The 6,327-nt window shown below is 72.2% G+C and carries 6 protein-coding genes; 1 reads left to right on the top strand and 5 read right to left on the bottom strand.

The genetic code is table 11. From position 1 onward, the window contains the following. Positions 1-158: 158 nt before the first annotated feature. The 3 genes from ACIQUC_RS00610 to ACIQUC_RS00600 all read right to left on the bottom strand — a co-directional run bounded on the left by ACIQUC_RS00610 (position 159) and on the right by ACIQUC_RS00600 (position 3,326). Entirely contained in the window at positions 159-1,502 is a 1,344-nt protein-coding gene (locus ACIQUC_RS00610) for a class II 3-deoxy-7-phosphoheptulonate synthase (protein WP_402263783.1), read from the bottom strand. A gap of 97 nt (positions 1,503-1,599) precedes the next feature. Beyond that, positions 1,600-2,340, bottom strand: a complete 741-nt coding sequence (locus tag ACIQUC_RS00605) for a lysophospholipid acyltransferase family protein (RefSeq protein ID WP_402262063.1) — start codon at positions 2,338-2,340, stop codon at positions 1,600-1,602. Between the two features lie 32 nt (positions 2,341-2,372). After that, the gene (locus ACIQUC_RS00600; RefSeq protein WP_031261143.1) at positions 2,373-3,326 is read right to left on the bottom strand and encodes an ROK family glucokinase; all 954 of its coding nucleotides are present in this window, start codon (positions 3,324-3,326) and stop codon (positions 2,373-2,375) included. A 79-nt stretch (positions 3,327-3,405) separates the two neighbouring features. On the opposite strand from ACIQUC_RS00600, the gene ACIQUC_RS00595 reads away from it, so the two are divergent. Then, entirely contained in the window at positions 3,406-5,292 is a 1,887-nt protein-coding gene (locus ACIQUC_RS00595; RefSeq protein WP_402262059.1) for an AMP-dependent synthetase/ligase, read from the top strand. Positions 5,293-5,591: 299 nt separating this feature from the next. Here ACIQUC_RS00595 and ACIQUC_RS00590 read toward each other — a convergent pair whose 3' ends face one another. Both ACIQUC_RS00590 and ACIQUC_RS00585 read right to left on the bottom strand, forming a co-directional pair. Beyond that, positions 5,592-5,723 (bottom strand): hypothetical protein, encoded by a 132-nt coding sequence (locus tag ACIQUC_RS00590; RefSeq protein ID WP_402262056.1) that lies wholly within the window; start codon positions 5,721-5,723, stop codon positions 5,592-5,594. Positions 5,724-5,822: 99 nt separating this feature from the next. Next, a complete protein-coding gene (locus tag ACIQUC_RS00585) occupies positions 5,823-6,326 on the bottom strand; it encodes a peptide deformylase (RefSeq protein WP_402262053.1) in 504 nt (167 codons plus the stop codon). Between the last annotated feature and the right edge of the window lies 1 nt (position 6,327).

The following is a 6,327-nucleotide window of genomic DNA, read 5'->3' as shown; positions in this document are numbered from 1 at the left end:
TATATTTGGGGGGGGGGCCCCCCCCGGGGGGGGCGGGGGGGGGGTGGGGGGGGGGGGGGGGGGGGGGGGGGGGGGCCCCCCCCCGGCCGGGGGGGGGGGGGGGGGCCCCGGGCCCCCCCCGCCTCCCGTCCGTCAGCAGGTCGCGTGAGCGCGCCGCGCTACGCGCGCACGTGCGGGTGTGCGCTGAGCTCCTCGGCGACGAGGAAGGCCAGCTCGAGCGACTGCATGTGGTTCAGGCGCGGGTCGCACAGGGACTCGTAGCGGGTCGCGAGGGTCGCCTCGTCGATCTGCTCCGAGCCGCCGAGGCACTCCGTGACGTCGTCACCGGTGAGTTCGACGTGCATGCCGCCCGGGTACGTGCCGACCTCACGGTGGGCCTCGAAGAAGCCGAGGACCTCGTCCACGACGTCGTCGAAGCGGCGCGTCTTGTACCCGGTCGGCGTCGTCAGGCCGTTGCCGTGCATCGGGTCGGTCACCCACAGCGGGTTGGCGTCCATGCCCTTGATCGCCTCGAGCAGCTTCGGCAGCTCGTCGCGGATCTTGCCGGCGCCCATGCGCGTGATGAACGTCAGACGACCGGGCTCGCGGTTCGGGTCGAGCTTGTCGACGAGCGCCTTCATGTCGTCGACGCTCGTCGTCGGGCCGAGCTTCACGCCGATCGGGTTCCGCACGCGGGACAGGAAGTCCACGTGGGCGCCGTCGAGGTCACGGGTGCGCTCACCGATCCAGATGAAGTGCCCCGACGTGTCGTAGGCGAGCCCCGACCGCGAGTCGATGCGGGTCATCGGGCGCTCGTAGTCCATGAGCAGGCCCTCGTGCGAGGCGTAGAACTCGACGTGCTTCAGCTCGTCGAAGTCCGCTCCGCAGGCACCCATGAAACGGATCGCGCGGTCGATCTCCTTGGCGAGGTGCTCGTACCGGGCGTTCGCCGGGTTCGACGCGAAGCCCTTGTTCCACGAGTGCACCTGGCGCAGGTCGGCGAAACCACCCTGCGTGAAGGCACGGACGAGGTTCAGCGTCGACGCGGCGGTGTGGTAGCCCTGCACGAGGCGCCGCGGGTCGGCCTGGCGGCTCTCCGGCGTGAAGTCGTAGCCGTTCACGATGTCGCCGCGGTAGGCGGGCAGCGTGACGTCGCCGCGGGTCTCGAAGTCGCTCGAGCGCGGCTTGGCGAACTGCCCCGCCATGCGCCCCATCTTGATGACCGGCATCGACGCGCCGTAGGTCAGCACGACGGCCATCTGCAGGATCGTCTTGACGCGGTCGCGGATCGAGTCGGCGGTGGCCCCGGCGAAGGTCTCGGCGCAGTCGCCGCCCTGCAGCAGGAACGCCTTGCCCTGGGCGGCCGACGCGAGCCGCTCACGGAGCTTGTCGACCTCGCCCGCGAAGACGAGCGGGGGCAGCGTGGCGATCTCGGCCGATGCCGCCTCGGCCGCGGCCTGGTCCGGCCAGGTGGGCTGCTGCTTGATCGGGAGCGTCCGCCAGTAGTCGAGGCCCTCGATCACGTCCGGATCCTGCAGGGCGACGAAGTCGGTCGACTCGAACAAGGGTGGTACCTCTCGAAGGGATGGCCGTCCGGGCGGTTGCCGGAACCATCGAATCCTAACGTGCCGACGTGCCCCGGCCATTCCGTGTGACCTTGGCACGGAGGACCTGCTCACGTGCCGTGCTCGCCCGCTCCTTGACGCTCGTCGCGTACACGTCGACGTACTCCTGACGGCTCAGTCCGGCGAGCTCGTGCATGACCTCGTCGGTGACGCTGCGGAGGATGAAGCGGTCGGTCTCGAAGCCCTCGAATCGCGAGAAGTCGAGCGGCTTGCCGAACACGACGCCGACCCGCTTGAACTTCGGGAACCGCTGCCCGATCTGCTGCACCTCGCGCGTGCCGATCATCGCGACGGGGACGACGGTGACGCGGCCCTCGAGGATCATCCGGGCGATGCCGGTGCGGCCCCGGTACAGCTTGCCGTCCGGGCTGCGGGTGCCCTCGGGGTAGATGCCGAGCTGCTCACCGCGGGCGAGGACCTGCAGGCCGGTGCGGAGCGAGGCCTCGGACGCCTTGCCGCCGGAGCGGTCGATCGGCAGCTGCCCGATGGCGTTGAAGAACGTCTTCGTCGCCCAGCCCTTCAGCCCGCGCCCCGTGAAGTAGTCGCTCTTCGCGAGGAACGACAGCCGACGGTCGAGCACTGCCGGCAGGATCACCGAGTCGATGAAGGAGACGTGGTTGGACGCGAAGATCACCGGCCCCGTCGTGGGGACGTGCTCACGGCCGACGACCCACGGCCGGAAGAGCGTGAGGATGAGCGGCCCGAGCAGGAAGTTCTTCAGCAGCCAGTAGGTCATCGTCGACTCCGAGACGGTGGGGTGGTGCGACCCTACGCCGTGCGGGCGTGGATCCGAGCGAGGTCGGCCGCGCCGACGACACCGGCGTCGTTGACGAGTTCGGCGATCACGAAGTCCGGCTCCGGGTGGTACCCACGGGCCGGCAGGTTGTTGAGGTACGCCTGCTTGATCGGGTCGAGCAGCCGGTCCCCCGCGCTGGCGACGCCGCCGCCGAACACGAAGAGCTGCGGGTCGAGCACGGCGGACAGCGAGGCGCAGGCCTCGCCCAGGTGCCGACCGAGCCGCCGCAGCGCCGCGAGGGCACCGGGGTCGTCGGCCAGGATGAGGTCGCCGACGATGTGCCCGTCGAGCTCGCCGCCGTTCGCCGCGCGGGCGTCGGCCAGGGCGGACCCGATGCCGCCGGCGTCCGCGACGTCGTTCGCCATGCGCTGCAGGGCACGACCGGAGCCGTACTGCTCGATGCAGCCGCGGGCACCGCAGCCGCAGGGCAGTCCGTTCGGCACGATGCGGAGGTGGCCGATCTCGCCGCCGGTGCCGAAGCCCCCGCGGAAGAGGCGGTCCTCGGTCACGATCGCGCCGCCGACGCCGGTGCCGATCGTCAGCATGGTCATGTCGGACACGAGCCGACCGGCGCCGAAGCGGAACTCGGCCCAGCCCGCGGCGTTCGCGTCGTTGTCGACGGTGATGTGCAGGTCGCCGATCCGCTGCTGGAGCTTCTGGCGCAGCGGCTCGTTCCGCCACCGGATGTTCGGCGTGTAGTAGACGATCGACTGCGAGGCGTCGATGAAGCCCGGAGCGGCGACGCCGACGGCGCCGACCTCGTTCGCGGCGCGCAGTCGCGAGACCATCGCGACCACGTCGTCGAGCATGGCGTCCGGGTCCGCAGCGTTGGTGGCCACCCGGTCCTCGGCGAGGATCTCGCCCAGTTCCGTGACGACCGCTCCCGCGATCTTGGTGCCCCCGATGTCGATTCCGATGGCGTGCACGAGCAACGAGCCTACCGGTTCCCCGCACGCTCACGGAACGCGGGGGAACGCGTCCTATGCTGACGGTGCGGCCTCGACGATGAGGCCCACTCGAATCGAACCGGCCGACAAGGGAGTCACCGTGAACGATCAGCGGCACCCAACCCCGCTCACCGCCCCCGACCACGGCTCGGCCGCGCGACTGCTCTCCGAGCGGGCCCGGACGACGCCGGACCGTCCGATCCTCGCCGTGCGGCACGGCGACCGGTGGACGCCCATCACCGCGGCCGAGACCCTCGAGCGCGTGCGCGGCATCGCCAAGGGCCTCGTCGCCGCCGGCCTCGAACCCGGGGCGCACGTCGCGATCCTGTCGCGCACGCGCCTCGAGTGGACCCTGGTCGACTTCGCCGTGTGGACCGCCGGGCTCGTCTCGATCCCGGTCTACGAGACGAGCTCGCCCGACCAGGTGCGCTGGATCCTCTCGGACTCCGAGGCCGTCGCGATCATCGTCGAGCAGGAGGAGCACGCACGCCGGGTGGCGTCGATCGCGCCGGACCTGCCGCACCTCGGCCAGCACTGGACGATCGACGGCGGCGGCCTGGACGACTTGGTCCGCCTCGGCGAGGACGTCACCGACGCCGAGCTCGACGCGCGCACGGTCGACGTGCACGGCCACGACGACGCCACGATCATCTACACCTCGGGGACGACGGGCCGGCCGAAGGGCTGCGTGCTCCGGCACGACAACTTCACCGCGACGGTCGAGGGCGCGTCCGAGGCGATGCCCGAGGTCGTCGCCGACGGCGCCTCGACGCTGCTGTTCATCCCGATGGCCCACGTCTTCGCGCGGTTCATCGCGGTGATGTCGGTCTCCGCCGGGGTCCTCGTCGGCCACGAGCCGGACACGAAGGACCTCATGCACGCGGTCTCGACGTTCAAGCCGTCGTTCCTGCTCGCCGTGCCGCGGGTGTTCGAGAAGATCTACAACTCGGCCGAGCAGAAGGCCGACCTCGGTGGCAAGGGTCGCATCTTCCGGGCCGCCGCGAAGACCGCGGTCGCGCACTCCGAGGCCCTCGCGGCGGGCAGGGTCCCGCTCGGCCTGGCGCTCCGCTTCAAGCTGTTCGACCGGCTCGTGTACGCGAAGCTCCGCGAAGCCATCGGTGGACGGGTCCGCTACGCCGTGAGCGGCTCGGCACCGCTCTCACCGCGCCTGTCGCACTTCTTCCGGTCGATCGGGGTGCTCATCCTCGAGGGGTACGGCCTCACCGAGACGACCGCACCCGCCACCGTCAACCGGGCCGGCGAGCTCCGGATCGGCAGCGTCGGCCGCGCGCTCCCCGGGGTCGAGATCCGGATCGCGGACGACGGCGAGATCCTCATCCGCGGCGTCGACGTGTTCGACCGCTACTGGCACAACGACGAGGCCACGGCGAAGGCGCTCGTCGACGGGTGGTTCCGGACCGGCGACCTCGGTCGGCTCGACGAGCACGGCGTCCTGACGGTGACGGGCCGCGCCAAGGAGCTCATCGTCACGGCGAGCGGCAAGAACGTCGCGCCGGCGCCGCTCGAGGACGGGATCCGCGAGCACCCGCTCATCGGCCAGGTCGTCGTCGTCGGCGAGGGCAAGCCGTTCGTCGCCGCCCTCGTCACGCTCGACCGCGACATGCTCGGCGGCTGGTGCGAGGCTCGGGGCATCTCCCCCGCCCTGTCCGCCCACGAAGCCGCCTACGACGAGCGGGTGCACCAGGCCGTCCAGGAGGCCATCGACGCCGCGAACCAGCGGGTCTCACGGGCGGAGTCGGTGCGGTCGTTCACGATCCTCGACACCGAGCTCACCGAGGCGTCCGGGCACCTCACGCCGAAGCTGACGATCAAGCGTCAGGTCGTGCTGCGGGACTTCGCCGCCGACGTCGAGCACATCTACTCGGGGTCGAAGGTGCAGACCACCGCGACGCCCGTCGTCGAGGGGCGCCGCCGGCGGGACTAGGGCACCAGCGCAGGCCAGGAGGCGGGGGGGGGGGGGGCCCCCCCCCCCCCCCCCCCCCCCCCCCCCCCCCCCCGACCCCCCCCCCCCGCCCCCGCCCCCCCCCCCCCCCCGCGGGGGCGCACCACCCCACCCCCCCCCCCCACACCCCACGGGCCCCCCACCCCCGGCGCGGGGGGGGGGGGGCGGGGGGGGGGGCGCCCCCCCCCCCGCCCGGGGGGGGGGGGGGGGCCCCCCCCCCCCCCCCCCCCGCCTCCTGTCCGTCACGCTGGGCGCGGGGCGCGGTCCGCGACCGCGCGGGATCAGGCGTCCTGCGGTTGCTCCGCTGCGGGGGCGTCGAGGACGGCCGTCGAGGAGGTCGTGACCTGGACCTCGGTGGCGCGGCGGTTGGTACGGGTGCGGTGCGAGCTGAGCTCGTCGTCCTGAGCGGTCATGGGGGTGTCCTGGGGGGTGTGGGGTACGACGTCGGTGGGAAGCCGACGGCGATACGGTACCCCCTCGTCAGGCCCGGACGACAATCCCGCGTTGGGGTGTCAGTGGAACCAGTCCTGCGCGCGGATGTCACGGAGCGCCCGGCGGCGGACGTCCGGGTCGAGCGTCATCACGTAGACCGTGCCGTCGAGGTGGTCGACCTCGTGCTGCAGCGCCTCGGCCATGAGCCCGGTGCCCTCGAGCACGACCTCGGCCCCGTCGACGTCCACGCCGCGGACCTTGGCGTACGGGGATCGCCGGGTCGGGTAGGACAGCCCGGGCACCGACAGGCACCCCTCGTCCATCAGCTCCGGCTCCCCGCCGACCTCGACGATCTCGGGGTTGAGGACGTAGCCGACCTCACCGTCGACGTTGTACGAGAAGGCGCGCACCCCGACACCGATCTGCGGAGCGGCCACGCCGGCACGACCGGGTTCCTTGACGGTGTCGATCAGGTCCTGCACGAGGTCACGGATGCCCTGGCTCCCGACGGCGTCGGGACGGATCGGGTCGGCCGGGGAACGGAGGACGGGGTCGCCGAACAGGCGGATGGGACGGACGGTCAAT

It is taken from the genome of Curtobacterium sp. NPDC098951 (assembly GCF_044759965.1).
Classification (GTDB): Bacteria; Actinomycetota; Actinomycetes; order Actinomycetales; family Microbacteriaceae; genus Curtobacterium.
This window is presented reverse-complemented; position numbering and strand designations above follow the sequence as displayed.